Genomic DNA, 19,755 nt, shown 5'->3' on the forward strand with positions numbered 1-19,755 from the left:
TGCCCCTATTTTCGGTGCCCCTACGCGATGCCCCGCACGGTCGAGCCATTAACCGATACCAAAATCCGCAATGCCAAGCCGCGTGAGAAAGCCTACAAGGTTTTCGACGGCGGCGGCCTGTATATCGAGGTAATGCCGGATGGTCGGAAGCTGTGGCGCTTCAAGTACGTGCGGCCGTCCGGCAGCGAGAGCCGGCTGGGCTTCGGCGTCTACCCGGGCGTCACCCTGGCTCAGGCCAGGTCGCAGCGCGAGGCCGCGCGCGCCATCGTGGCGGACGGGCGCGACCCGGGCGCCGTGAAGCAGGAAGAGCGCCGCGCCGCGCGCATCGCCGCCGGCAACTCGTTCGAGGCGGTGGCCAGGGACTGGCACGCCACCCAGAAGGGCAGCTGGAACGAGGTCTATGCCGGGAAGGTGCTGGCCTCGCTCGAGAATGACGTCTTCCCGGTACTCGGCAGCACGCCGATCGCCGACATCAAGGCGCCGGCCGTTCTGGACCTGCTGAGGAAGGTCGAGGCCCGCGGCGTGCGCGACACTACGAAGCGCATCCTGCAGCGCATGCGCGCGGTGTTCCAGTACGGGATCATCTATGGCCTGTGCGATCGCAACCCGGCCGCCGACATCGACAGCGCCGCGGCGCTGAAGTCCGAGCCGGTTCAGCATCAGGCCCGCGTGTCACATATCGAGCTGCCGCAGCTGCTGCGCGACATCGATGCGTACGAGGGCGACGCCGTGACGCGCTTGGCGTTGCAGTTCATGACGCTAACGTTCGTGCGCACCACCGAAATGATCCAGGCGCGGTGGGCCGAGATCGACGAGGCCAAGGCAGAGTGGCGCATCCCGGCCGACCGGATGAAGATGCGCGATCCGCACATCGTGCCGCTGTCGACTCAGGCGCTGGCCGTCCTGGCCGAGCTGCGCGAGATCACCGGCCATCGCGACTTCCTCTTCTACAGCCCGCGGGGCAAAACCGGCTACATCAGCAACAACACGATGCTCTATGCGCTGTACCGTATGGGGTACCACTCGCGGATGACTGGCCACGGGTTCCGGGGCCTGGCCTCAACAGCGCTGAACGAGTTGGGCTTCCGCCCGGACGTCATCGAACGCCAGCTGGCACACGTCGAGCGCAACAAAGTTCGCGCTGCTTACAATCACGCTCAGTACTTGCCAGAGCGCCGGCAGATGATGCAGGCGTGGTCAGATCACGTCCAAGGGACGAAACTTCAACAAGAGGGGCAATAGAGATGCGAGCTCTAGTCAGAGTTGTGCTGTTAGCTGCGTTCGTTAGCTGCCTGACGTGGGGAGTACTGAAGCCAGGCTTCGATTCGATCACTGCCGCCATTGTCGCTTTCGGGACATTACTCGGTGCCTTCGTTGTCGAAAAGCGATCGGAACCGTCGATGTCTCAGAAAATTGGAAAGGGCGGGAAAGGGCTTCAAGCGGGCGGAAACATTACCATTAACAAAAAATAGAGAGCATCATGTTCGGAGCCAAGCAGGAACAACAAGCCGCCAGTGGGGCGATTGCTATTCAGGCAGGTGGTAACGTCAGTATCGGTCTGCAGCTTTCCGAAGTCAGAGAGTTGGTACAACTCTTCCTCAATCAAAATTTTCCTGTTCTCAGGGAGGAGGCTAAGGCGGCCGCAGAAGGGCACGTTCAGAAGTTCCTTGGTGCATTGGAGGAAAAGGTCATTCGCTCGGCGGCAACCATAGATCCGACTCGATTCAAAGATCCAGATGTTCAAGCCACGATGAACGATGCTGTTCAAGCCAGCGCACGCAAAGGGGATGCAATCGATACCGATGTCCTTTGCGCTTTAATTGCTGAGCGCATCTCGATTCGGCCCGGCGAATTCAAGGACATTGTTATTTCAGAGTCCGTCAAGGTCGTGCCTTTGCTCACTGCGCCGCAGGTGTCGATGGTCTCATTGGTTCATTTCGTGAATTCAATGTGGTTCGGTGAATTGCCTTCGCTGCGGGCACTTGAGCCATGGGCACAGGCGGCGATGCCGGCGTTTCGGCTGGCAGCAGGCTTGTCTATGGCTCAAAAGCGACATGTTGAGTATGCCGGGGCATGCTCTTACATCAATATGGTCGAGACAAGTCCCTATGGTCACGCTCGTCAGCAATGTGCACATCTTGGGTACGATGACGCCAACAAGTTTTACGAGGATATTTGCGCCCAAGCCCCAACGTACGCTGCAATACTGAATCAATATTCAGCGGATCATTTGTGGTGCATTAGTTTGACCAGCGTTGGGCAAGCTATTGCTTTGGCGAATCTCACTCGTTTTCTTCCGGGCATTGATTACAGCGTCTGGCTAAAATGAGTCCTTTCGCCGTTCGCAGGCACCCGGTGATTCCACGCCGCCGCCGCGCTGTCATCGCACTTGTGCGTCAGCGCGATCTGTTGGCCGCAGTACGCGATGTCGATGCAGCTGGCGGCCGACCTGGCGTCTTCATTTGGCCGGGCAGCCCGCAGAACGGGCACGGCAGCACTGCGATTGGCTTCATGGCGCTTCGCCCTTTCATGCAGTGAATCGTTGCGGCCGTGTGCTGGCCGCGATATAGAGGGGATGCTTGGGGCTGCCATCCTTATTTAGGCCCAGGTGGTGCAGCAGCGTGCCGCGGCCGCACATCCGGATGATGCGCAGCACTTCCGCCGCGCGTACCGGCGCCGCCTTGTGCGCACCCCAAGCGCAGATCACCACAGAGCAGCGATCGATCGCGTCCATCATCGCACCGTTGGTAGTGTCTTCCCGCCCGAGAGGCTCCGCATGTGTCAGCAAGCCGTCCGGATCGGTCGATCGCAGCGGAAACAGATTCACCACTTCCAGTCGCCCGTACTTCCCCGCCAGCGCCCGCTGCATGCACCTGGTGATGGTCGGATCGTTGACCAGATGATCAGCGGTCGACGGGTTGAGCATGATGAACCCCAACGCCGGCCGGCTGGCATCCCACTCGCGCCAGAGGCGGTAGCGATACTGCTCGCCGTCGGAGAGGATGCAGCCGGCCTCGCCGTCGAGGGTCTGGGTGATCAAGCGCTTCATGCTAGGATTTCTGGAAAACAATCCGGGAGACTCACATGGTTGCTCCGAATCGACAGTGTGTTGTGCGTGGCCATACGATTGTCGTCACCCTTCAGGATGGCAGACTGGAGGTCTCGATCGAAATTCGCGTTCCGCAGGGAAAGGCAGGCGGCCTGCATCCTCCGCGGCTGGTGTCGATTGCCCCCTTTTTGCAGGGTGGTCTCTCTGAGGTGGCAGCACTCGAGGCGGTTCGCGACCTGGTCGCACTCGGACTTGGAGGCTATGAGATGGGAAACGGGTAGCATCAGCTAAACCTCCGGAAGTCCATCACCCACACCCATGGATTCGCCGCCCAAGCGCCGGCGCCGTTGATGCTGTCCCACAGCAAGGCGTAGGCCGCCTGCGGAATGGGGGCGGCGTGGCCGTCAGCACCTGACCACCAGCCGCCCGGCGCCGACATCAGGCCTTCGGCCAAGGCGTCGGCCTCGCTGCAGTCATTCAGCCGCTCGACGCGTACGCCAGTGATCTCGAGCGTGATGCGCGACGCCCAACGCGGCATGAAGCGCGCGTGCCGGTAGCGGCCGGGCTCTGGCGGATCGCCGTGCGGCGGGGTGCTGGTGTGTTGCCAGTTCCGCCGCTCGCTGTCCGCCTCGTATTGGATCGGTGCCCACGGCTTCATGTATCCAGCGTCGAGGCACATCTCTGCAATCCCTCCGCCGCTGTGCAGGTCCAGTTCCTTCGTAGACCGCCATGCCTCGCGAACGTATAGGCGGTCGCCCAGTTCCCCATGGGGGCAGCCCCGTTGGTTCGGGAACCTGGCCAGCACCTTGTCGACATCCAGGGCGTCAAATTCAGTGGCCACGCGCCGCGTCTGCGTCTTCCGACCGTCCAGGATGGCGCGCACCATGGCGCCGCTGAAGAGGATGGGGCGTTCTTTGGTCATGTTAGGATTCCGTGATACTAAAAGGAGGGACGGGCATGGCATACCCAGTCGCTGTTCGAGTTGCCGACGATGATGTCGGCGTCAATTTCCAATTGTTGGTCAGGGGCTGGAATCAATCCTTCTGCATCAGCCGCGAAGCGTTGGAGGATCACTTCAGCGCTGGTGGCAGAGATCTCAGCGAGGCAATGCTCAAGGCATTTCGTGATCACTTCGATGCAATCGCGCAAGCTGCCGAACAGAAGCATGGCGTTCCCAGCAACGCCGTCATAGTTCTGCGATCGTCCGACTTCGGCTGACCAGAGGCGGAGGCGGTCATCACTTGAGCACGTGCCGGCGAATGCCGGTGATGCCAGGTGGCAGGGCGTCGCTCGCCTGCTGGGCATCGAGAAAATCGGCGCTGCTCTGGCCGGTGACCTTCAGGTAGTCCACCTCAACCTTAGCGCTGTCCACGACGACCCGGGCGACATCGGCCACGGCCCGGGCGCGTTCTACGTCCATCGGGTTATCGCGGTTGCGGAGGTCGGCCAGGGTGTCAAGCAGATGCTGGCGGACAGTGCTGATGTTGTTCGAGCTCATGACTGCTTCTCCTTCGCTTCGCGGGAAATTCGGTTGACCTGACGCGCTATGGCGCCCTTGAGCTGCACCAGCTTGGCCAGCTCAGGTGATTTGTTCTTGGGGTGGTTGCGGCGCGCCAGCTCGGCGCGGCTGACGAGCTCCAGGGCGTCATCTGTGATCAGCGCTGCGTCGGTGGTTCTGCGCCCAGGGCGAAACGTCACCGCGTGACCAGTCGGGATGGGGCCGTTTGCCGCTTCCCACACCAGGCGATGCACCGCAACCCAGCGGCGCACCGGGACGATGTTGGGGTCGTCAGTGACTTTGCGCTCGAGGTAGCCATCCCTATTGATGCGCTCGGTTCCGATCGGCTGATAGTTGTGCGACATCTCGGGCGGCCGGCCCTTTTTGAATTGGGTCTCGGCGCTCCGGCCGCCGGCCTTCCAGCCCTTCAGGCCAGTATTCCAGCCGGGCTGCCCCTTGCGAAACCGGGAGCCGTTGCCGCGCACACCATCAAGGCGCCCCGACGCGGGGCTGGCAAAGAACTCCTCAGACTTGCGGACGCCGAGCTCGTCGGCAAGGCGGTACACCGTGGCGACGGTACGGCCCAGAGCTGCGGCCAGATCGCAGGTCTTGGAATTTGGGTATAGCTGGCGCACGGCCTCAAGCTCATGCGGTTGCCATGGGCGTCGCATCATTCGCCCCCTTTGCTGGTGCGCAGCACGGTGCGGTCGTCAGCGGCCTTGCGCGCATCCTTCCATTGTTGGCAGGCACGCTTATGGCTGCTCCACCCGCCGTTCCCTCGGCATTCCTTCCCGCAAACGCACACCTGTGCCAGTTGCGCATGCTTGCGCACTTGCGCCTTCCTCTTGTCGCTTACGATGTTGGCGCTCATTTCGCATCCCTCGCATCGTCTGCGCCTGTAGCGGGTGGCGTGGCGGCGAGCACATGGCAGATGGCCGAGTAAAGCGCTGGCTTCAGGCCATTGAAGATCGGCCCAGGCAGTTGGTGCGGCATCGCCTCGATGAACTTCCAGCATGCGTCGTTGATCACGATGCTGGTCAGCTCCGGCACATGGCATTGCGGCGCAGCGTGCACGGTCCGAACTGGCGACGAGATGTGAGACAGCGTTGCCTGCAAGGCAGGGATCGCCTCATCCATCGCCAGCGCGAGAGTGGTCGGGCTGTTGGCAGTCTCCCAGGCGCGCGCGACTTTCCCGGCGGCCTCGCGTAAACCGTTGGCCTGCAGTTCGCTGGCTGCGGCTGGCGTAGCGAGCTTTTCCTGCTTCAGCGCGTTGTACTCAGTCAGCAGCTCTGTCTTGACATAGACACAGCCTTCTGGCGCTTCTCGATTGAAGAGCGCGGCGCGCTTGGCGATGCGCATGCACAGATCGAAATCGTCGCGCGACAAGGTACGGCCGGCTTCTTCGTGCACGATGGCGAGTAGGGCGGTGTGGTTAATCTGTTCGCTCACCTTTCGCTCCTCACACGGTACAGGGCCAACAGCAGCGCTTCAGCATCGACCGTCAGGAACAGACGCTCGCGCTTCGTACCAATCTGGGCCGCGATCTCAACGTATTCCGGCCCGCTATCGCTGTCATCGCTGACGTACACGATGACGTCGCTGGCGGTGTATGGACCGTCTGCGTCATCCTTCCACGCCTGTGCTCGGCCGATGATGTTCTGGTAGCTCATCTCAGTGATCCTTGATCGATTCGAGGAAAGAGGCCATCGGCCCGAACTTCACCCAGCGCGACAGGGGCTGGTGCGGGTGCTTCACCGCGGCGCGCTTGAGCTCGTGCGCCAGCTTTTCCAGCTGTGCGATCTGCAGCGTCATCACGGCGTGTGCCTGGCGACAGACCGTCAGCGCCTCTTCGGCGTGCGCGGCGGCATGCTGGGCTGCCATCAGCTGCCGGCGCAGGTCGGCGTCGGTGGCAAGGACGGAGAGGGCGTGCATCAGTGGCCCCCGCGCGTGGCGATGATTTGCTCATCCACCCACTTCTGGACCTCTTCCTCGATCCAGCCGCTGGCCCGGCCCAGCTTGATGGGCGCGGGGAAGGTGTGTTCTTTGATCCGCTCGTAGATGGCGGTCTTGCCCAGGCCGACACGCTCAGTGACCTCGGGCAGCCGGATGATTCGGCGCTGCGGTTGGGTGTTCATGAGAAATGCCTCCCATGCAGTTCATCGAGCTTCTCGACCTGGTTGCCGGTGAGCTTCGTCACCTCGCCGGCGTGCATGCGTTGCGCGAGGCTGCGCACAAACTGTTGTTCCCAGGCGCTGAGGTCCTTGGTTCCCAGTAGACCTTCCAGACGCTGGATCATGGTGGTGGTGCTGACCATCACGCGGCCTCCCTGATGCTTCCGACCTGGTGGTCCTCGATCCAGTAGGCGGTGATGGACTCAGGCAGCTGCCCGGGCGGCGCCTTGAGGCTCATGAAGACCAGGGCCGTGTCGATCTCGCCCGCCGCTGACAGGTCGTCCAGCCACCAGAACAGCCGGTCGCGCTCTGCGCCGATCAGGACGTCAGCGCGGTCCAGCACCAGCAGGCGCATGCCGGTCAGGCGCGAGATGGATTCGGCCAGCAGGGCGTCGGCGCGCCACTTCTCCGATTCGGAGAACAGGGCATAAGGCCGGCCACCGTCGCCCGTGATCGCCATGTCGGCGCCGATGCCGATGCGCATCCATTCGGACTCGACTGCCGCGGCGGCCAGGCGCTCGTTGATGGGGTCCAGTGCCTCGGACAGCAGCTCGGCCGGGATACCGCTGGGCCCGAACGCCTCGGCCAGCGCTTCCCACGCGATAACGTCGGCGTGGTGCTGGGCGGCCTTGGCCGTCTGCTCGGCGGCCTGGGCGATGGCCCGGCGCGCGGCGCGCGCGGCTTCGAGCTCTTCGCCAACCTTGCCGATAGCGGATTGCAGGATGCTGAGCTCGCTTTCGATCTTGGCGCGCAGCTCGCCGTCGGCGTCACCGGTATCCGCCGCGGCGTCCTTGCGCAGCAGGGCAAGCTGCTTGGCTGCGGCGTCGGCTGCGTCGCGCTCGGCCGTGCGGCTCTTCAGGGCGTTCGCCAGGACGTTCAGGCTGCGTTCGTACTCGGGCAGGCGTGCCGCCGCTTCGGGGTCGGCCTGGGTCGGCTCGTACTTCGCCAGCTGGCCGGCCAGGAAGAGCAGCATGGCGCCGCACTCGGGGCAGCTGCAGGGCATGCCGGCCACCTTGCCGCCGGCAGCGGCCCGCAGCGCCTCGACCTTGGGGCGGAAGGCGTCCAACTCTGCCTGTGCCCGCTCAACCGATTCCTGCGCCTTAGGCAGCTGAGCAGCCTTGGCCGACAAGTCGGAGATCTGGCGCTCACGGTGCGCGCGCTGGCGCGCCGCGGCGTCGATCTCGCCCAGCTGCCGCTGCAGGTCGCCAGCCGATGCACTGGCGTCGGCAATATCGGCCTCGCATTCGGCGATCGTGGCGGCCAGGTCTTCCGGGGCGGGGCCGCCGGCTGGCGCGGGTGCGATCCAGTCGGCGGCCTTGACGCTGCCGTAGGTCTCGTTGGTGATTGCACGCCAGGCGCCCTTCGCGGCGGTGGCCTTGGTCTGCGCTTCCTTGGCAGCGGCGTCGAAGCCGGCACGCACCAGCGGCAGCACGGCTTCGGTCTTCTTTGCATCGCAGCCGCGCGCCACCAAGCGCTCGCGCACCTGATCGGTACCGATCTTGATGCCCATCAGGTCGAACAGGAAGGCGCGGCGTTCTTTGACGTCCAGCTGGGCGAAGCGCTGGGCGTCCAGCACGAATGGCAGCCGCGGGTCGGCCGGGATGCCCTGCGTGACTTTGCCGGAGGGGAGGGCGACGCTGTTGGACTGGGGGCCCGTGGAAATCACAATCGATCCCGATTCGGTTCCGTCGTGCAGCAGCTGGCTGTATTCCTTCTTGAGGCTGACGCGCACGCTCTCACCAGCCAGCGCCATGCGCACGGCTTCCTGGATGCTGGACTTGCCGGCGCCGTTCGGGCCACAGATCAGGGTCACCGGCGTGACCGGGCTGATGTCGGCTGCCCGGATGCCGAGAAAGTTGCGGGCGTGGATGTGGGTGAGCTTCATGCTGTTGCCCCTTCGGATGCCACCAGGTGGCGGTTGCCCTCGTTGTCGGGTGCCGAGACGATGCCGTTGACTTCCATTGCCTCTATCAGGCGAGCCGCGCGGTTGTAGCCGATGCGCAGATGGCGCTGGACCAAGGAGATCGACGCGCGGCGGTGTTCGATGACCAGCTCGCGTGCGGCGGGATAGAGTTCATCTTCCGAACCCCTTTCTGCGTAGACGTAGCTGGATTCGGCGCCTGCTCCAAAGTCGAGCTCGCTGTCACTCGGCACCAGGCACAGCTCGATTTCGTCCTGCAGGAACTCCGCGATTCGCGCCACCTCGTCGCCGCTGGGCTTGAGCGACACCGAGAACGTCACGGTCACCTTGAATCCGTCCTTGGGCTCCAAAGCGAACTTTTTGACGCGCACGCCAAAGAACGTGCTGCTGACCATGTCCAGCCGGTAGCTCTCCAGCTCATGGCCGTAGGTGACGGGGCCCATGATCTTGTTGCGCACGGCGCCGTTCGAAAGGAAGACGAAGTTGGACAGCAGCTCATCGAAGAACCGCATGACGTTGTGGTCGGCCACAGTCTTGAGCTTCAGGTCGAGCGCAAGCTCCTGCGCATCCTCGGGCCCTTCCTTGCGGGTGTTGAGGTGCAGGATGGTCGCGCGACCCATGAATCGGAATTTGTCCATGGGTCTCGGCCTCAGTCAGCGTTGATCGGCGCGCGGGTGCGGCGGGCCGGCTGCGCGGGGGGTTCATCAGACGGTGCCAGTTCGCGCATGCGGCGCGCGGCGACCTGGTTGAGCGTCGCCTTCTGCGTTTCGTCCGACAGCTGCTTGATCAGGCTGCGGGCGTAGTCCAGGTCCTCGATCGACGAGGCCTGCAGCAGCTCGCGGTTCACGTCCTGGAACGTGGGGGCGTCGCCGGCGTCGGTGTTGTCGCCCGGCACCGGCTCGCCGGCCGGTGCATCCGCGGTATCGACTTCCGGTTTTTCGACCTCGGAGGAGGCGGTCTGCGCCGGCGCGGTCTTGCGCTCGACGACCTCGGCCGGCTGCGCGGGCTGGGCCGCTGCCGCGCGGGCGCCACCGCGCAGTTCGTCGACTGACGTGCTGGCCACCGTGTACGAGCCGTCCGGGTGCAGATCGATGATGTCCTGCGCCTCTTCGACAGATTGCAGGCCCATCAGCAGCTCGGGCGCGTAGAGCTTCCCGAAGAAGCTGGCGGTGCGGTAGCGCAGCATGACCTCGTCCATGGTCTGCCACTTGCTGCCGTTCTTCGTGTACCAGCCTTCCTTGACGGCCATCTCGATCGATACCGAGGGCGACTCGATGCGCTCGCCGGTTTCCTTCTCGATGGCCCAGGCCACGCATACCTTGTCGAGGATGGTCACCTTCTTCGTGACCACGTTGCGGTTGCCGTTCTCCCAGACAGTCTCGACACGCTCGACGGTCTTCTCGCCCAACGCCTTGATGTCGAAGCGCAGCGGCGAGAAGCGGCCGCAGCCGTTCACCGCGGCGATGATCCACTGCGACGACCAGGAGGGGCGGCCTTCGACGATGTAGAGGTTCTGCATCACCATCAGGGGGTCAGCGCCCATACGCTGGGCCATGTTCAGTGCCACGACGGCGTTGGCAAGAGCATTCGGGTTCTCGCGCGATTCTTTGACGTTGCCGTATTTGTCCAGCTTCTCGATCACCTTGCGGTAGGCCGCGGGGACCAGGGTGGACGACGCCAGCAGGTTGGCGGCGCGTTGCATCAGTTCGAACGACTGCGAAGTGCCGAAGCCCATGGTCACGACGGGAGCGGCTTCGCGCACGGCGGGCGAGCGCATTTTTTCGAGGGTTGCGGTTGCGGTCATGGTGGTGGTCTCTTTTCGAAGTTTCGAAATTCCGAAATTTGTGGTCAGGACTTGTATGGGCAGGTGGCGTGCCGCGGGCAGTACTTCGCCGAGCACAGGACGGATTTGCCGTTGCCGTAAAAGGCGCCGGAATGGATGAGGCGGGATGCGTGCTGCAGCAGGCCCGGCTGTTCTTCGGTGCCCAGCAGTGCCGCGCGCGGCGATTCGATTTCGCCGGTACCGACGCGCTGTGCCGCGGCGGTCTTGCCGGTGTTCAGGCCGACGATCTGCGCCGGCGCGCTGATGGGCACGCCCAGGGCGTGTTCCGCCAGCAGCTCGTAGACGCCCAGCTGCGGGCCGTGGCCGGCGGTCACCGCGGTGCCGTCGGTGCCCACGGCGCGCCCGCCGGTCTTCAGGTCAGAGATCCCGAAACCTGCCTCGGTGGTGCGCACGCGGTCGGTGGTGCCGGTCAGGGCCAGCCCCAGCTCCGGGATCTCCAGACGCTCGCAGGCAACCTCGACGCCGACGTAGCGCTGGCGCGGGGCGATCTCGGCGCAGTAGCGGGCATGCAGCGCCAGGCCGATGCGCTCGGCGGCGGCCGGGTCGGTGTCGTCCCAGTCCACTTCGGCGTTCTTGTCGCGGATCGTGTCGACCAGCACGCCGGCGGCGTCGTCGGCGGTGATGGGTGCGCCATCGAGCGTGGCCTGGTCGAACAGGCCGGTGCTGGCGTGCACGGCGGTGCCCAGGTGCGCGGCGGCGCCGGACGGCATGCGCATGCCCAGGATGTGCTTCGCTTCCCAGCGCGCCGGGCAGTCGAAGAGTTCGGCCAGCGAGCTGGCGCGGATGGTCACGATGTTCATGGTGGTGGTCTCAGTGGATGCGGGTCAGCTCGGGTTCACCGCTGGCGAGCCAGCGGCCGGTGGGGCGGAAGCCCGCGGCGTGCTGCAGGCGCAGCCAGGCCTCCCAGGTGATTTCGGGGTTCATGTGGTCTTCCGGAACGAGGTGGGATGGACCAGGACCGGCTCATCCGTTGCTGCGGCGTAGACGCAGAACACGGCGGCCAGGGCGGCGGTGGAGACGAGCCACAGGCAGATCAGCTGCCCAATGGCGCGGGCGAGGGTGGGGCGGCGCTTCATGCTGCGGCCCCGGTGACGCGTGCGATGACGGCCTCGCGCTCGAAGGCGCGGGTGATTCCATCGCCGTCGACGCCGTCGCGAGCGTTGCGTTCGCCCCAGACCATCTGGCTGGTCGACATCAGGTTCAGGGCGTTGCGGATGATCAGGTGCGCGGCTTGCAGCTCACGCAGCAGCTCGGCGCGCGAGCTGTCTGCGGCTGCCTGGCGGATAGCGGCTTGAGTCGGGGTCATGGCTCGCCTCACTCCAGACCGTAGGCGCGGACCACGACGACGTAGTCGAGGCCTTCCCAGTAGCGGCCCACCACGCTCGGCGAGCGGTGCGGGTCGATCAGGTTCTTGCGGTCGAGAGCGGCGGCGTAGACCTGGTCTTCGTCGGTGCCGCGGAACTCGAAGTGCGGATTGCCGTACATCGTGCGGCTGATCTCGCGCACTGCCGGCAGGGCATGGCCGCCGCCGGCGCGTTGCTGCGCTTCGAACGCGCGCTGATAGGCGGCTGCAGGGGGAACGGCGTTTGGCATCTCTGTCTCCAGCGAACCGCTGCGAACGTCAGCGGCGTGGAGATAAGTATAGAAACGCTAGACAATAGAAGTCAAGGCAATCTATACAAATGTTCAGTGAGCCTATACTTCGTCGGCAGCAGCTGAAGTAACTTCGGACCGCACAGACGCAAAAAAGCCGCCTCAAGGGCGGCTGCGGTGTGTGGTGCGGGCAATAAAAACCCGCCGAGGCGGGCCTGGTGCCAATCCTCAGGATTGAGTCTTGATGGCGTCGGATGGCTGCATAAGGCGCCGGATTTTCAGGCGGCCTGCAGGAAGCTCTTCTCCATCTGCTACGAACACTACTTTCAGATTTGCCTCTTCTGGGATATTCAGAGGTGACAAGACAACTTGAGACGTGATTGCCAGCCGAGTGAAGGGATCTTCTGGGTCATCTCTTGACTGGATGTCTGCAATGATCTGAGAAAGCACTTCTTCTGGCAGGTTTTGCTCCTGCACTAACTGCGTACCAAGCGTAATTTTGAACCCAAGCGTCTTAAATGGCTCGGTCCTTGAAGTGAAGGCGTATGCAAGGATGCAGAGCTTTGGGAGCGTGGCCGGAATTTGGGGAAGGTAAAGCTCACCACCATACATCCCGATGGCGGAAACCTTATTTCCAACTTCGAACCTTATATCGTCGCAGAACTGAGAGAACGCAAGTCTAGTCATGATTCTTGTCCGCTCATTGTGGGCTGTTCTGTTTGTATGATGTTCGCAATATCATCTAGGCTAATTCCCAGGGCACTGGCTATCTTCGAGGCCGTATGTAAGTAAACTTTTATTCGACCACTTTCGATTTTGGCAATGTGGGACTGGCTTGTGCCGACCAGGTCAGCAAGTTGCTGCTGGGAATACCCTCGCTTCATACGCAATCCGGCTAGCGTGATCGCTCTTTCAGAGTAGATCTCGTTCGCAAGACTCTTCCGAGCTTCAGCCATTCTGGCGCGGTACGCGGGATCTACAGCCTCGCGTTGCGCGGCTGCAATATTACGGGGCAATCTGCCAGTAAGCGGTGAGCGAACTGCTTCGGGTCGAACAATAACTGTCAGATTTATTGGAAGCTCAGTCGTGCCGGAAGGTTGCGTTCCGGTGCCACTAGCGAATGCGTGGTATCCCGATGCCGTCGTACTCTTCGAGTACTCGCAAGGTAATAGGATGATTTCGCTCATAGTCGTAGTACTCATGGCTATATGCCATCCCCTGCGGCTTCTTTTTCACCACGGCAAGCGCGTACAAACAGTCCTCGCTCGGCTTAGGATGGTAAGCGTAAAGAATTCGATAACTGCCTAAGGCGCGCAATCCACGGATTCGGTAGATATTGAAGCCTTCCTGTTGCAGTTCAACGATAGCCTTGACGTTAAAAATAGGGTCGGGATAAGTCCGCTCGATGGACCACTCGGTCATCTGCCGGAGAGCAGTTTCATCGCCAGCAAGCTCAGAGAGGAATGCGTCCAGTCTGTCCGCGTCGGCTGCAGTTGCAGGCGAGTTGCGCAACAGATCTAGGTCGTCCTGGATGTGGTCCCCATCGTAGAGAGCTGTCACTATATCACGCAGTATATAAGTGGTGGGCCGAAAGTGAAAGCGGTGATGACTTTTGTGACGTTTCCGCTATCTCTCTGTTCGCTTTGCGTCCAGAGCGTTCGGGTGAGTCTTGAGACTAGTCGGGCCGCCAAGCCGACGATTTTACGATGCCCGCGACGTACTGCAGGCGCTCGATCTGCTCCTGCGGGATGCGGACCATGCCGTGCCGCTCGTTGACTGACGAGAGGTGCACCACACCGTCGCGCACATAGGCCAACTCCTTGACCATGACGCGGCCGTCCTGAGACTTCACCAAGACCTCGTCGCCGTTTGTCACAGCGTGGTTCGGCTCCACCACGACGAATTCGTTGTGCTTAACGCGAGGCCGCATCGAATCGCCGTTGCAGCGCAAGCCGTAGGCGTCCGGGTCCATGGTGGGAAACACCAGGAAGCCGTCACCGTGGCCCACGGGGTATTCGATGTCGGAGAAGTGCCCGTTGTCGCCGAGCTGAGCCATGCCAACCACTGGAATGCGCCTGTAGCTGCTTGATGGGATATGGACGATGTCAAAGGGCAGGCTGGGCTCGTCTAGCTCGGCCTCCTGGGGATTCGACAGCTGCGGTGCGCCCTTGCCGTTGATCAGCCAGGCCGGGCTGTACCCGTAGTTCTCTTGCAACTTCACCGCATGGTGAAGCTGCAACTTCGGCGCGTCCGGCTCCAACCAGGATCGCACGACGGCCGTCTCGACCCCTAGCAGCGCGGCAAGAGCATGCACGTCCAGATGTTGTTCCACCAGAACGATCTGCAAGCGCTCTGCGGGTGAGCTGCCGCGCTCCATGCCGGGCGCCAAGGGCGTGAGGATGCTTGGCTCGGAACTCGGGCGGCGCAGCTCATCGGCTAGCCTCGGGCTGATCGCTTCGAGATCGACGCCCAGGCCCCTCGCGAAGCCCTGGGCGACCTTCATGGTGAGAGGGATTTGGCCGGCCAGGTACTGATTAATCTGCTGGCCAATCTCATAGCGGCGGCTGAACTCTTCGATGCTGAGCCGGCCGCGGTGCTGGGTGAAGAGGTCACGGAGGCGGTCCGCATCCTCTTTTTGCCAGGCCACTAGGGTTCCAGCGCCCTGGACGGAGGTGGGTGCGTCCTGGCCAATGGGCAAACCGCTTAACTCTGCGATCGCGCTGAGCTGCGCAAAGCTGGCTTCGTGCCGGCCGTTTTCCCATGCCGACACGTTGCCCTTCGTGAGGCCGAGCGTCTCCGCCAGCTGCTCCTGCGTGAGGCCAGCCTTCTTGCGAGCGAGACGAATCCAGGACTTCATTTCCATCGCGCGATGGTACAGAAAATCTAAACAGGTATGGTCTACGTTTTCTTTACCATGGTGTCTAGAAGTTCTATACTTATCGAAAACTTGAACCGGATTCGGAATCATGAGCGATCACCCCGTAAAGCGAGCTGCTGCACTGGCAGGCGGCTATGAGAAGTTGGCGAAGGCGCTGGGCGTCACCAGAGGCGCGGTGCACCAATGGTTGGATGAGGGACGGCAGGTCCCAGCCGAGCACTGCCCGAAGATCGAGCTGATTACCGGCGGGCAGGTGACCTGCGAAGAGCTGAACGACAAGGTTGACTGGGGGTTCGTGCGCTCGTCGCGCGATTCGCCGGCTGATCGCGGGGCGCGGAAGGGTGGGAAGCCGAAGGCTGACGCCCATGAATCTCACCCTGAGGCCGCCTGAAGGCGACCCAGGCACCAAGACCTTTGGCGCGCCGCTTGGCTCGCCGGGCACAAAAGAAGGGCGATAGCCCAACCGGGGGAATTGCCATGCTGCGCAGTCCGCAGAGGGCGACATCTGGCCGAAGCCGACGCGGCATAGCGCGGCGTGCTGCTTGCCTGAGTGGCAAGCGGTGGTGGCATCCGTTTCCCATTTTCTTCTTCTCGCCGGCCAGCGCGCCGGCTGTCTTGTTTCGTTGGGTGAATCGTATGAACCTCATTGAGCACTTGGGAGCATCACATGCCTAGCCTGGAATCCATGGTGCTGAACCGTGTTGCTCCGCTCACCCAGAAGAAGGTGGCCGAGCGCATCGGCGTCGAGCCGACCAACTTCTCCCGGTTCCTGAACAACAGCGGCCACCGGCTGACTTTCGCCGAGTTCTGCCAGCTGTTCGACGTGCTCGAGCTGGACGTCGTCGCGCCCGGCGACGACAGCATGGTTTGCCTGCCGCGCGAGGAATACCAGGCGCTGCGCACGCTGGCCCGGAAAGGCCTGGAGGTCGCGTGATGGACGAGGTGATTACCGTCGGGGCCGCGGCGCTGATGTTCGTGTCGGTGATCGGCTCGATCGTGTGGGGGTTCGTGACATGAAGGTCGACCACTGCTACCAGGGCGACTGCCGCGAGGTCATGCGCGACCTGATCGCCGCCGGGGTACGCGTGCAGTGCATCGTGACCAGCCCGCCGTACTGGGGCCTACGCGACTACGGCCACGCGGGACAGATCGGACAGGAGCCGACCCTGCGCGGGTTCCTCGACAACATGGTCGAGGTGTTTGACCTGTGCCGTCAACTGCTGGCTGACGATGGCACCCTCTGGCTGAACATGGGCGACAGCTACGCCAGTAACGCCGGCCCGACCGGCCCCATGACCGGTGCACAGTTCATCAACCGTCAGCGCGGCAAGGCCGCCATCTGTCTGTCGAATCGCAAGGCTGGCCAGGAAGCGGGCCTCAAACCGAAAGACTTGGTCGGCCAGCCTTGGCGCCTTGCCTTCGCGCTGCAGGATGCCGGCTGGTGGCTGCGTCAGGACATCATCTGGCACAAGCCCAACCCGATGCCCGAGAGCGTGCGCGACCGCTGCACCAAGGCCCATGAATATCTGTTCCTGATGACCCGCAGCGAGCGGTATTACTTCGACGCGGACGCCATCAAAGAGCCTGCCACGTATGGGCCCACGCCCACGGGCGTCGGCTTTGGTCACGGCTACGACGCCGAACCGAAGGCGCGCGTGCGAGTGCCAGGCAACGTCAACCCGGCAAAGGGGCAAGCCGCCTACGAGGCTGGCGACGACCGACATCGGACAAAGGCAGGCCTCCAAGCCTACGCCCACAAAGTGCGCGAGAGCGCAAAGCGAGGCGACTTCGATGGGAAGACGAACGATCTGCCCGGCCGGGAGGCCTTCCGCGCGATCACCGAGATGCGGAACAAGCGCAGCGTCTGGACGATCGCCACGCAGTCGTACAGCGGCGCCCACTTCGCCACCTTCCCGGAAGCGCTGGTCGAGCCCTGCATCCTGGCGGGATCTCGAGCAGGCGACATCGTCTTCGATCCGTTCATGGGTTCCGGAACTGTGGCCAGCGTCGCGCAACGTCTGGGCCGCCGCTGGCTCGGCGCAGAGTTGAATCCGGACTACATCGCCTTGCAGGCTGAGCGGACGCGCCAGCCGGGCCTGGTCCTCGAGGTAGCAGCATGAGCAAGAAGAACGACACCTGGATGCCGCTGTACATAGGCGACTACCTGGCCGACACGTCGCGGCTGACCACCGAGCAGCATGGCGCCTACCTGCTGATCCTGATGGACTACTGGCGCAACGGACCGCCGCTGGATGACGACGAAGAGCTGGCGACGATCGCGAAGCTGTCGTTGGCGCAGTGGCGCAAGCACGCCCCCAAGATCCGCTCGCTGTTCCACTCCGAAGATGGGCGCTTGGTCCAGAAGCGTGCAGAGGAAGAGCGCTCGAAGGCGGGCCTGATCAGTAACAAACGGCGCGAGGCCGGCAAGCAAGGCGCTGCCAAACGATGGGGCAAAGAGGGTGGCAAACCTGATGACAAACCGATAGCAAATGCTATGGCAAATGGCATAGCAAATGGTATGGCAGACCCATCGTCTGAGACATGGCAAAACGATAGACCGTCACAATCACAGATACATAAAAACAAAAGCTATAGCGGCGGCGTAGGTGATTCACAGGGGGTAGAGCCTGTGGATAACTCCGATTCGCCGCCGCTTTCCGCTGACGCGATCGGCGAACAGCTGGTGCTGCTCGAGGCCGAGCGGGGCAGGACGTTGCGGCTGTCCTCGCGCGCGCACGAGGCGTTGCTCCGGCTTGAGGCCCGGCACATCGCGCTGCCAGTGTTGCTCCGGGCTCATGCCCTCGCGTGCGCGCGAAGGGCGGCCGACGGGGATCCAGCGGCGGTGAACCCGGGCTTCCTTGAGCCGTTCATCGACGAGGCCAATGCGCCAGGGCAGGGCGGCGGCACCGCGGCGGCTTGGGACGAGACTACTGAGGGCGTGCAGGCCAAGGCCAGCGAACTGGGCATCCCACCGCAGCAGGACGGCGAGGCGTGGTTCTGGTTCCGGCTGCGGGTCATTCGCGATTCCGGCGAGCAGCACCGCATCGAGCGCGAGGTCAGCAAGGCCGAGCGGATGAACCCCAACGAGTTCGAGCGCGTGTACCGGCTCATGTACGGCGTCGCGCCGGGGCAGGTGGCAGCATGACGCAATCGCTTTTCGACCAACCCAAGCCCGTGCTGCGCCGCGTGGCGTTCACCGTTCCCGGCCAGCCGGTGGCCAAGGGCCGGCCCAAGTTCGCGCGCCAGGGCGCCTTCGTGCGGACCTACACGCCGGAGAAGACGGCCAGCTACGAGAACCTGGTCAAGCTGGCCGCCCAAGACGCCATGTCCGGCCGCCCGCCGTTCGACGGCCCGGTCGAGCTGACGCTGGACATCCGGCTGCAGATCCCGGCCAGTTGGTCCAAGAAGCGCCAGCAGCTGGCCGAGGCCGGCGAGGTCGCCGCGACCAAGAAGCCCGACGCCGACAACGTGCTCAAGGCCGTCAAGGACGGCATGAACGGCATCGTGTGGATCGACGACGCCCAGGCGGTCGAGTACCGCATCAGCAAGCGCTACGGCACGACGCCGGGCGTGCGCGTCATCGTGGAACAACTGCCGCTGCAGGCGGCGTGAGGAATGAATTTGACGGGGGAAAACATGACGGAAGAACGCCTCTTCGACAGCTCGCACGCGGCGCTGGTGTTCGCGTTCAACTACTCGGGCCAGCAGTACCAGGCCTCGGCGATGAACAAGGCCATGACGCCGGCTATCGGCTCAGGGAAGGGACTGATTGGCGTCGACGGCGCCGCGCAGGCCGGCATGATCCGCAACGAACTGAGCATGCTGCCCGAGCTCCACCAGGCAGTGCTCACCGCGCGCTGTGCGCCGCGGGACATCCTCTGCGACTGCGGCCGGCCGTGCTGCGCAGCACGGCGCCCCAACCCGGAATGGGAAGCGGCCATCGTCTGGCTGACCGACCGCGCCATGCAGCAGCTGTCCGGCTCGTTCTCGCACTACCGCGTGCGGCGCTCGATCCTCGAGAAGATTTTCGGCGTCCGGATCGACCTGCAGCAGATCGCGGAAGACTGCGGCGCGCACCGCAACACGGTCAGCGCTCACAACATGAAGCTGAAGGTCTGGATCGAGGGCGAGAAGAAGCGCGGATTGATGGCCGCGCCCGGGGTTGAGTCGGTCGCCTGGACGGCCATCGACATCCGGCTGAAGGCGGCCGCGATGGTGAAAATCGAAGAAGTGGCTTGACATTGTGCATTTCATGCACAAAAATCGCCTCAATTCGATACACCTCCGAACTACGTCAAGAGCCCGCGCAAGCGGGCTTTTTGCTTCAGCGTTCAGAACTGAATTTGGACGGTTTGGGCTCCACGAGCCTTCAATTCTTTGACAATCTCGTCAATGGAGGCGTCGCGTAGAGAGCGGATCTCAGCTTCGTCCAGCTCGTCCTCGAAGTCTCCAAAGGACAGCTCGTTGTCATCGAGTTCCTCGATTTCCTCAGTTTCCCCGATCGCAGCCTGGCCAACGTCGATCATTCGAGTCGTCCATTGGAATCGAGACCGCTGATTTCGCCGACCGACTATGAACGTGCCAAGACCTGCTTCGTCCATGGCCTTGAACATTTCGATCACCTCTCGCCGCGGTGCCTTCTGACTCGCCATGACGGACTCCACGGCTGTGACCTTCCGGTTTTGCGTGCGGTCGGCAAGGCTCTCCAGGAAACCAGCCGCTGTGTCCGACAAAGCTGCGATTGCCAGAACGTCCTTGGTGTTGACCTTCTTTTTCATCTTAAAGACCCTTGTTTTTTGTTA

General features: G+C 63.1%; 31 protein-coding genes. 9 read left to right on the forward strand and 22 right to left on the reverse strand.

From position 1 onward, the window contains the following. The first annotated feature begins 27 nt into the window (after window positions 1-27). Together AC3WLE_RS26580 and AC3WLE_RS26585 are read left to right on the forward strand one after the other, a co-directional pair. Entirely contained in the window at window positions 28-1,242 is a 1,215-nt protein-coding gene (locus AC3WLE_RS26580) for a tyrosine-type recombinase/integrase (RefSeq protein WP_492356651.1), read from the forward strand. 238 nt (window positions 1,243-1,480) lie between these two features. Next, window positions 1,481-2,329: an LPO_1073/Vpar_1526 family protein gene (locus AC3WLE_RS26585; protein WP_492356650.1), complete on the forward strand. Its 849-nt coding sequence runs from the start codon at window positions 1,481-1,483 to the stop codon at window positions 2,327-2,329. Window positions 2,330-2,527: 198 nt separating this feature from the next. On the opposite strand, the gene AC3WLE_RS26590 is transcribed toward AC3WLE_RS26585, so the two are convergent. Further along, the gene (locus AC3WLE_RS26590) at window positions 2,528-3,049 is read right to left on the reverse strand and encodes a DUF1643 domain-containing protein (protein WP_492356649.1); all 522 of its coding nucleotides are present in this window, start codon (window positions 3,047-3,049) and stop codon (window positions 2,528-2,530) included. A gap of 283 nt (window positions 3,050-3,332) precedes the next feature. Next, window positions 3,333-3,971, reverse strand: a complete 639-nt coding sequence (locus AC3WLE_RS26595) for a hypothetical protein (protein WP_492356648.1) — start codon at window positions 3,969-3,971, stop codon at window positions 3,333-3,335. A 35-nt stretch (window positions 3,972-4,006) separates the two neighbouring features. Here AC3WLE_RS26595 and AC3WLE_RS26600 point away from each other — a divergent pair, with 35 nt between their 5' ends. Beyond that, complete coding sequence (locus AC3WLE_RS26600; RefSeq protein WP_492356647.1) at window positions 4,007-4,267, forward strand: DUF1488 family protein; 261 nt, start codon at window positions 4,007-4,009, stop codon at window positions 4,265-4,267. Between the two features lie 19 nt (window positions 4,268-4,286). On the opposite strand, the gene AC3WLE_RS26605 is transcribed toward AC3WLE_RS26600, so the two are convergent. The 19 genes from AC3WLE_RS26605 to AC3WLE_RS26695 form a co-directional block, all read right to left on the reverse strand. Further along, a complete protein-coding gene (locus AC3WLE_RS26605; protein ID WP_492356646.1) occupies window positions 4,287-4,547 on the reverse strand; it encodes a hypothetical protein in 261 nt (86 codons plus the stop codon). After that, the gene (locus AC3WLE_RS26610; RefSeq protein WP_492356645.1) at window positions 4,544-5,221 is read right to left on the reverse strand and encodes an HNH endonuclease signature motif containing protein; all 678 of its coding nucleotides are present in this window, start codon (window positions 5,219-5,221) and stop codon (window positions 4,544-4,546) included. Before AC3WLE_RS26610 ends, AC3WLE_RS26605 begins: the two co-directional genes overlap by 4 nt. After that, window positions 5,218-5,418: a hypothetical protein gene (locus tag AC3WLE_RS26615; RefSeq protein WP_492356644.1), complete on the reverse strand. Its 201-nt coding sequence runs from the start codon at window positions 5,416-5,418 to the stop codon at window positions 5,218-5,220. The genes AC3WLE_RS26610 and AC3WLE_RS26615 overlap by 4 nt, the downstream gene beginning before the upstream one ends. Next, the gene (locus AC3WLE_RS26620) at window positions 5,415-5,996 is read right to left on the reverse strand and encodes a hypothetical protein (RefSeq protein WP_492356643.1); all 582 of its coding nucleotides are present in this window, start codon (window positions 5,994-5,996) and stop codon (window positions 5,415-5,417) included. Before AC3WLE_RS26620 ends, AC3WLE_RS26615 begins: the two co-directional genes overlap by 4 nt. Further along, complete coding sequence (locus AC3WLE_RS26625; RefSeq protein ID WP_492356642.1) at window positions 5,993-6,217, reverse strand: hypothetical protein; 225 nt, start codon at window positions 6,215-6,217, stop codon at window positions 5,993-5,995. Before AC3WLE_RS26625 ends, AC3WLE_RS26620 begins: the two co-directional genes overlap by 4 nt. A 1-nt stretch (window position 6,218) precedes the next feature. Then, complete coding sequence (locus AC3WLE_RS26630) at window positions 6,219-6,479, reverse strand: hypothetical protein (protein ID WP_492356641.1); 261 nt, start codon at window positions 6,477-6,479, stop codon at window positions 6,219-6,221. Next, window positions 6,479-6,682 (reverse strand): helix-turn-helix transcriptional regulator, encoded by a 204-nt coding sequence (locus AC3WLE_RS26635; protein ID WP_492319759.1) that lies wholly within the window; start codon window positions 6,680-6,682, stop codon window positions 6,479-6,481. The genes AC3WLE_RS26630 and AC3WLE_RS26635 overlap by 1 nt, the downstream gene beginning before the upstream one ends. Then, window positions 6,679-6,861: a hypothetical protein gene (locus tag AC3WLE_RS26640; protein WP_492356640.1), complete on the reverse strand. Its 183-nt coding sequence runs from the start codon at window positions 6,859-6,861 to the stop codon at window positions 6,679-6,681. Before AC3WLE_RS26640 ends, AC3WLE_RS26635 begins: the two co-directional genes overlap by 4 nt. Next, window positions 6,861-8,603: an AAA family ATPase gene (locus AC3WLE_RS26645; protein ID WP_492356639.1), complete on the reverse strand. Its 1,743-nt coding sequence runs from the start codon at window positions 8,601-8,603 to the stop codon at window positions 6,861-6,863. The genes AC3WLE_RS26640 and AC3WLE_RS26645 overlap by 1 nt, the downstream gene beginning before the upstream one ends. Then, window positions 8,600-9,277: a DNA translocase FtsK gene (locus tag AC3WLE_RS26650; RefSeq protein ID WP_492356638.1), complete on the reverse strand. Its 678-nt coding sequence runs from the start codon at window positions 9,275-9,277 to the stop codon at window positions 8,600-8,602. Before AC3WLE_RS26650 ends, AC3WLE_RS26645 begins: the two co-directional genes overlap by 4 nt. 11 nt (window positions 9,278-9,288) lie before the next feature. Further along, a complete protein-coding gene (locus AC3WLE_RS26655) occupies window positions 9,289-10,443 on the reverse strand; it encodes a hypothetical protein (RefSeq protein WP_492356637.1) in 1,155 nt (384 codons plus the stop codon). Window positions 10,444-10,487: 44 nt separating this feature from the next. Next, window positions 10,488-11,282 (reverse strand): RecB family exonuclease, encoded by a 795-nt coding sequence (locus AC3WLE_RS26660; protein WP_492356636.1) that lies wholly within the window; start codon window positions 11,280-11,282, stop codon window positions 10,488-10,490. 120 nt (window positions 11,283-11,402) lie between these two features. Next, window positions 11,403-11,558: a hypothetical protein gene (locus tag AC3WLE_RS26665; protein ID WP_492356635.1), complete on the reverse strand. Its 156-nt coding sequence runs from the start codon at window positions 11,556-11,558 to the stop codon at window positions 11,403-11,405. Next, the gene (locus AC3WLE_RS26670; RefSeq protein ID WP_492356634.1) at window positions 11,555-11,788 is read right to left on the reverse strand and encodes a hypothetical protein; all 234 of its coding nucleotides are present in this window, start codon (window positions 11,786-11,788) and stop codon (window positions 11,555-11,557) included. Before AC3WLE_RS26670 ends, AC3WLE_RS26665 begins: the two co-directional genes overlap by 4 nt. 8 nt (window positions 11,789-11,796) lie before the next feature. Then, on the reverse strand, window positions 11,797-12,075 hold the full coding sequence (locus AC3WLE_RS26675; protein WP_492356633.1) for a hypothetical protein: 279 nt from the start codon (window positions 12,073-12,075) through the stop codon (window positions 11,797-11,799). Between the two features lie 228 nt (window positions 12,076-12,303). Next, window positions 12,304-12,762 carry a DUF6941 family protein gene (locus AC3WLE_RS26680; RefSeq protein WP_492356632.1) on the reverse strand — a complete coding sequence of 153 codons (459 nt, stop codon included), beginning with the start codon at window positions 12,760-12,762 and terminating at the stop codon, window positions 12,304-12,306. Continuing rightward, window positions 12,759-13,277: a helix-turn-helix domain-containing protein gene (locus AC3WLE_RS26685; protein WP_492363602.1), complete on the reverse strand. Its 519-nt coding sequence runs from the start codon at window positions 13,275-13,277 to the stop codon at window positions 12,759-12,761. The genes AC3WLE_RS26680 and AC3WLE_RS26685 overlap by 4 nt, the downstream gene beginning before the upstream one ends. Further along, complete coding sequence (locus AC3WLE_RS26690; RefSeq protein WP_492356630.1) at window positions 13,189-13,635, reverse strand: hypothetical protein; 447 nt, start codon at window positions 13,633-13,635, stop codon at window positions 13,189-13,191. Before AC3WLE_RS26690 ends, AC3WLE_RS26685 begins: the two co-directional genes overlap by 89 nt. A gap of 115 nt (window positions 13,636-13,750) precedes the next feature. Continuing rightward, window positions 13,751-14,938: a helix-turn-helix domain-containing protein gene (locus tag AC3WLE_RS26695; RefSeq protein ID WP_492356629.1), complete on the reverse strand. Its 1,188-nt coding sequence runs from the start codon at window positions 14,936-14,938 to the stop codon at window positions 13,751-13,753. Between the two features lie 103 nt (window positions 14,939-15,041). Between AC3WLE_RS26695 and AC3WLE_RS26700 the strand changes: the two genes are divergently transcribed. From AC3WLE_RS26700 to AC3WLE_RS26725, 6 genes are all read left to right on the forward strand, one after another. Next, a complete protein-coding gene (locus AC3WLE_RS26700) occupies window positions 15,042-15,344 on the forward strand; it encodes a transcriptional regulator (RefSeq protein ID WP_492356628.1) in 303 nt (100 codons plus the stop codon). A gap of 276 nt (window positions 15,345-15,620) precedes the next feature. Next, a complete protein-coding gene (locus AC3WLE_RS26705) occupies window positions 15,621-15,887 on the forward strand; it encodes a CII family transcriptional regulator (protein ID WP_092307189.1) in 267 nt (88 codons plus the stop codon). Window positions 15,888-15,966: 79 nt separating this feature from the next. Continuing rightward, window positions 15,967-17,073 (forward strand): DNA-methyltransferase, encoded by a 1,107-nt coding sequence (locus AC3WLE_RS26710; RefSeq protein WP_492356627.1) that lies wholly within the window; start codon window positions 15,967-15,969, stop codon window positions 17,071-17,073. Then, the gene (locus tag AC3WLE_RS26715; RefSeq protein ID WP_492356626.1) at window positions 17,070-18,098 is read left to right on the forward strand and encodes a YdaU family protein; all 1,029 of its coding nucleotides are present in this window, start codon (window positions 17,070-17,072) and stop codon (window positions 18,096-18,098) included. The genes AC3WLE_RS26710 and AC3WLE_RS26715 overlap by 4 nt, the downstream gene beginning before the upstream one ends. Further along, complete coding sequence (locus tag AC3WLE_RS26720; protein WP_492356625.1) at window positions 18,095-18,565, forward strand: RusA family crossover junction endodeoxyribonuclease; 471 nt, start codon at window positions 18,095-18,097, stop codon at window positions 18,563-18,565. The genes AC3WLE_RS26715 and AC3WLE_RS26720 overlap by 4 nt, the downstream gene beginning before the upstream one ends. A 24-nt stretch (window positions 18,566-18,589) precedes the next feature. After that, window positions 18,590-19,192, forward strand: a complete 603-nt coding sequence (locus AC3WLE_RS26725) for a DNA-binding protein (RefSeq protein ID WP_492356624.1) — start codon at window positions 18,590-18,592, stop codon at window positions 19,190-19,192. Between the two features lie 92 nt (window positions 19,193-19,284). Here the strand turns inward: AC3WLE_RS26725 and AC3WLE_RS26730 are convergent, their stop codons facing one another. After that, window positions 19,285-19,731, reverse strand: coding sequence for a hypothetical protein (locus AC3WLE_RS26730; protein ID WP_492356623.1), 447 nt, complete (start codon window positions 19,729-19,731; stop codon window positions 19,285-19,287). Window positions 19,732-19,755: the final 24 nt, after the last annotated feature.

Source organism: Cupriavidus sp. FW306-1B-F12B (genome assembly GCF_058781795.1).

Excerpts from the sequence above, each read along its gene's own strand:
- AC3WLE_RS26655 (WP_492356637.1), bottom strand. The coding sequence starts at position 10,443 with ATGACCGCAACCGCAACCCTCGAAAAAATGCGCTCGCCCGCCGTGCGC.
- AC3WLE_RS26585 (WP_492356650.1), top strand. The coding sequence starts at position 1,481 with ATGTTCGGAGCCAAGCAGGAACAACAAGCCGCCAGTGGGGCGATTGCT.
- AC3WLE_RS26700 (WP_492356628.1), top strand. The coding sequence starts at position 15,042 with ATGAGCGATCACCCCGTAAAGCGAGCTGCTGCACTGGCAGGCGGCTAT.
- AC3WLE_RS26675 (WP_492356633.1), bottom strand. The coding sequence starts at position 12,075 with ATGCCAAACGCCGTTCCCCCTGCAGCCGCCTATCAGCGCGCGTTCGAA.
- AC3WLE_RS26730 (WP_492356623.1), bottom strand. The coding sequence starts at position 19,731 with ATGAAAAAGAAGGTCAACACCAAGGACGTTCTGGCAATCGCAGCTTTG.
- AC3WLE_RS26580 (WP_492356651.1), top strand. The coding sequence starts at position 28 with ATGCCCCGCACGGTCGAGCCATTAACCGATACCAAAATCCGCAATGCC.
- AC3WLE_RS26705 (WP_092307189.1), top strand. The coding sequence starts at position 15,621 with ATGCCTAGCCTGGAATCCATGGTGCTGAACCGTGTTGCTCCGCTCACC.
- AC3WLE_RS26650 (WP_492356638.1), bottom strand. The coding sequence starts at position 9,277 with ATGGACAAATTCCGATTCATGGGTCGCGCGACCATCCTGCACCTCAAC.
- AC3WLE_RS26645 (WP_492356639.1), bottom strand. The coding sequence starts at position 8,603 with ATGAAGCTCACCCACATCCACGCCCGCAACTTTCTCGGCATCCGGGCA.
- AC3WLE_RS26715 (WP_492356626.1), top strand. The coding sequence starts at position 17,070 with ATGAGCAAGAAGAACGACACCTGGATGCCGCTGTACATAGGCGACTAC.
- AC3WLE_RS26610 (WP_492356645.1), bottom strand. The coding sequence starts at position 5,221 with ATGATGCGACGCCCATGGCAACCGCATGAGCTTGAGGCCGTGCGCCAG.
- AC3WLE_RS26595 (WP_492356648.1), bottom strand. The coding sequence starts at position 3,971 with ATGACCAAAGAACGCCCCATCCTCTTCAGCGGCGCCATGGTGCGCGCC.
- AC3WLE_RS26640 (WP_492356640.1), bottom strand. The coding sequence starts at position 6,861 with ATGGTCAGCACCACCACCATGATCCAGCGTCTGGAAGGTCTACTGGGA.
- AC3WLE_RS26615 (WP_492356644.1), bottom strand. The coding sequence starts at position 5,418 with ATGAGCGCCAACATCGTAAGCGACAAGAGGAAGGCGCAAGTGCGCAAG.
- AC3WLE_RS26670 (WP_492356634.1), bottom strand. The coding sequence starts at position 11,788 with ATGACCCCGACTCAAGCCGCTATCCGCCAGGCAGCCGCAGACAGCTCG.
- AC3WLE_RS26630 (WP_492356641.1), bottom strand. The coding sequence starts at position 6,479 with ATGCACGCCCTCTCCGTCCTTGCCACCGACGCCGACCTGCGCCGGCAG.
- AC3WLE_RS26600 (WP_492356647.1), top strand. The coding sequence starts at position 4,007 with ATGGCATACCCAGTCGCTGTTCGAGTTGCCGACGATGATGTCGGCGTC.
- AC3WLE_RS26685 (WP_492363602.1), bottom strand. The coding sequence starts at position 13,277 with ATGAGTACTACGACTATGAGCGAAATCATCCTATTACCTTGCGAGTAC.
- AC3WLE_RS26625 (WP_492356642.1), bottom strand. The coding sequence starts at position 6,217 with ATGAGCTACCAGAACATCATCGGCCGAGCACAGGCGTGGAAGGATGAC.
- AC3WLE_RS26605 (WP_492356646.1), bottom strand. The coding sequence starts at position 4,547 with ATGAGCTCGAACAACATCAGCACTGTCCGCCAGCATCTGCTTGACACC.
- AC3WLE_RS26710 (WP_492356627.1), top strand. The coding sequence starts at position 15,967 with ATGAAGGTCGACCACTGCTACCAGGGCGACTGCCGCGAGGTCATGCGC.
- AC3WLE_RS26725 (WP_492356624.1), top strand. The coding sequence starts at position 18,590 with ATGACGGAAGAACGCCTCTTCGACAGCTCGCACGCGGCGCTGGTGTTC.
- AC3WLE_RS26695 (WP_492356629.1), bottom strand. The coding sequence starts at position 14,938 with ATGGAAATGAAGTCCTGGATTCGTCTCGCTCGCAAGAAGGCTGGCCTC.
- AC3WLE_RS26665 (WP_492356635.1), bottom strand. The coding sequence starts at position 11,558 with ATGAAGCGCCGCCCCACCCTCGCCCGCGCCATTGGGCAGCTGATCTGC.
- AC3WLE_RS26660 (WP_492356636.1), bottom strand. The coding sequence starts at position 11,282 with ATGAACATCGTGACCATCCGCGCCAGCTCGCTGGCCGAACTCTTCGAC.
- AC3WLE_RS26635 (WP_492319759.1), bottom strand. The coding sequence starts at position 6,682 with ATGAACACCCAACCGCAGCGCCGAATCATCCGGCTGCCCGAGGTCACT.
- AC3WLE_RS26720 (WP_492356625.1), top strand. The coding sequence starts at position 18,095 with ATGACGCAATCGCTTTTCGACCAACCCAAGCCCGTGCTGCGCCGCGTG.
- AC3WLE_RS26590 (WP_492356649.1), bottom strand. The coding sequence starts at position 3,049 with ATGAAGCGCTTGATCACCCAGACCCTCGACGGCGAGGCCGGCTGCATC.
- AC3WLE_RS26680 (WP_492356632.1), bottom strand. The coding sequence starts at position 12,762 with ATGACTAGACTTGCGTTCTCTCAGTTCTGCGACGATATAAGGTTCGAA.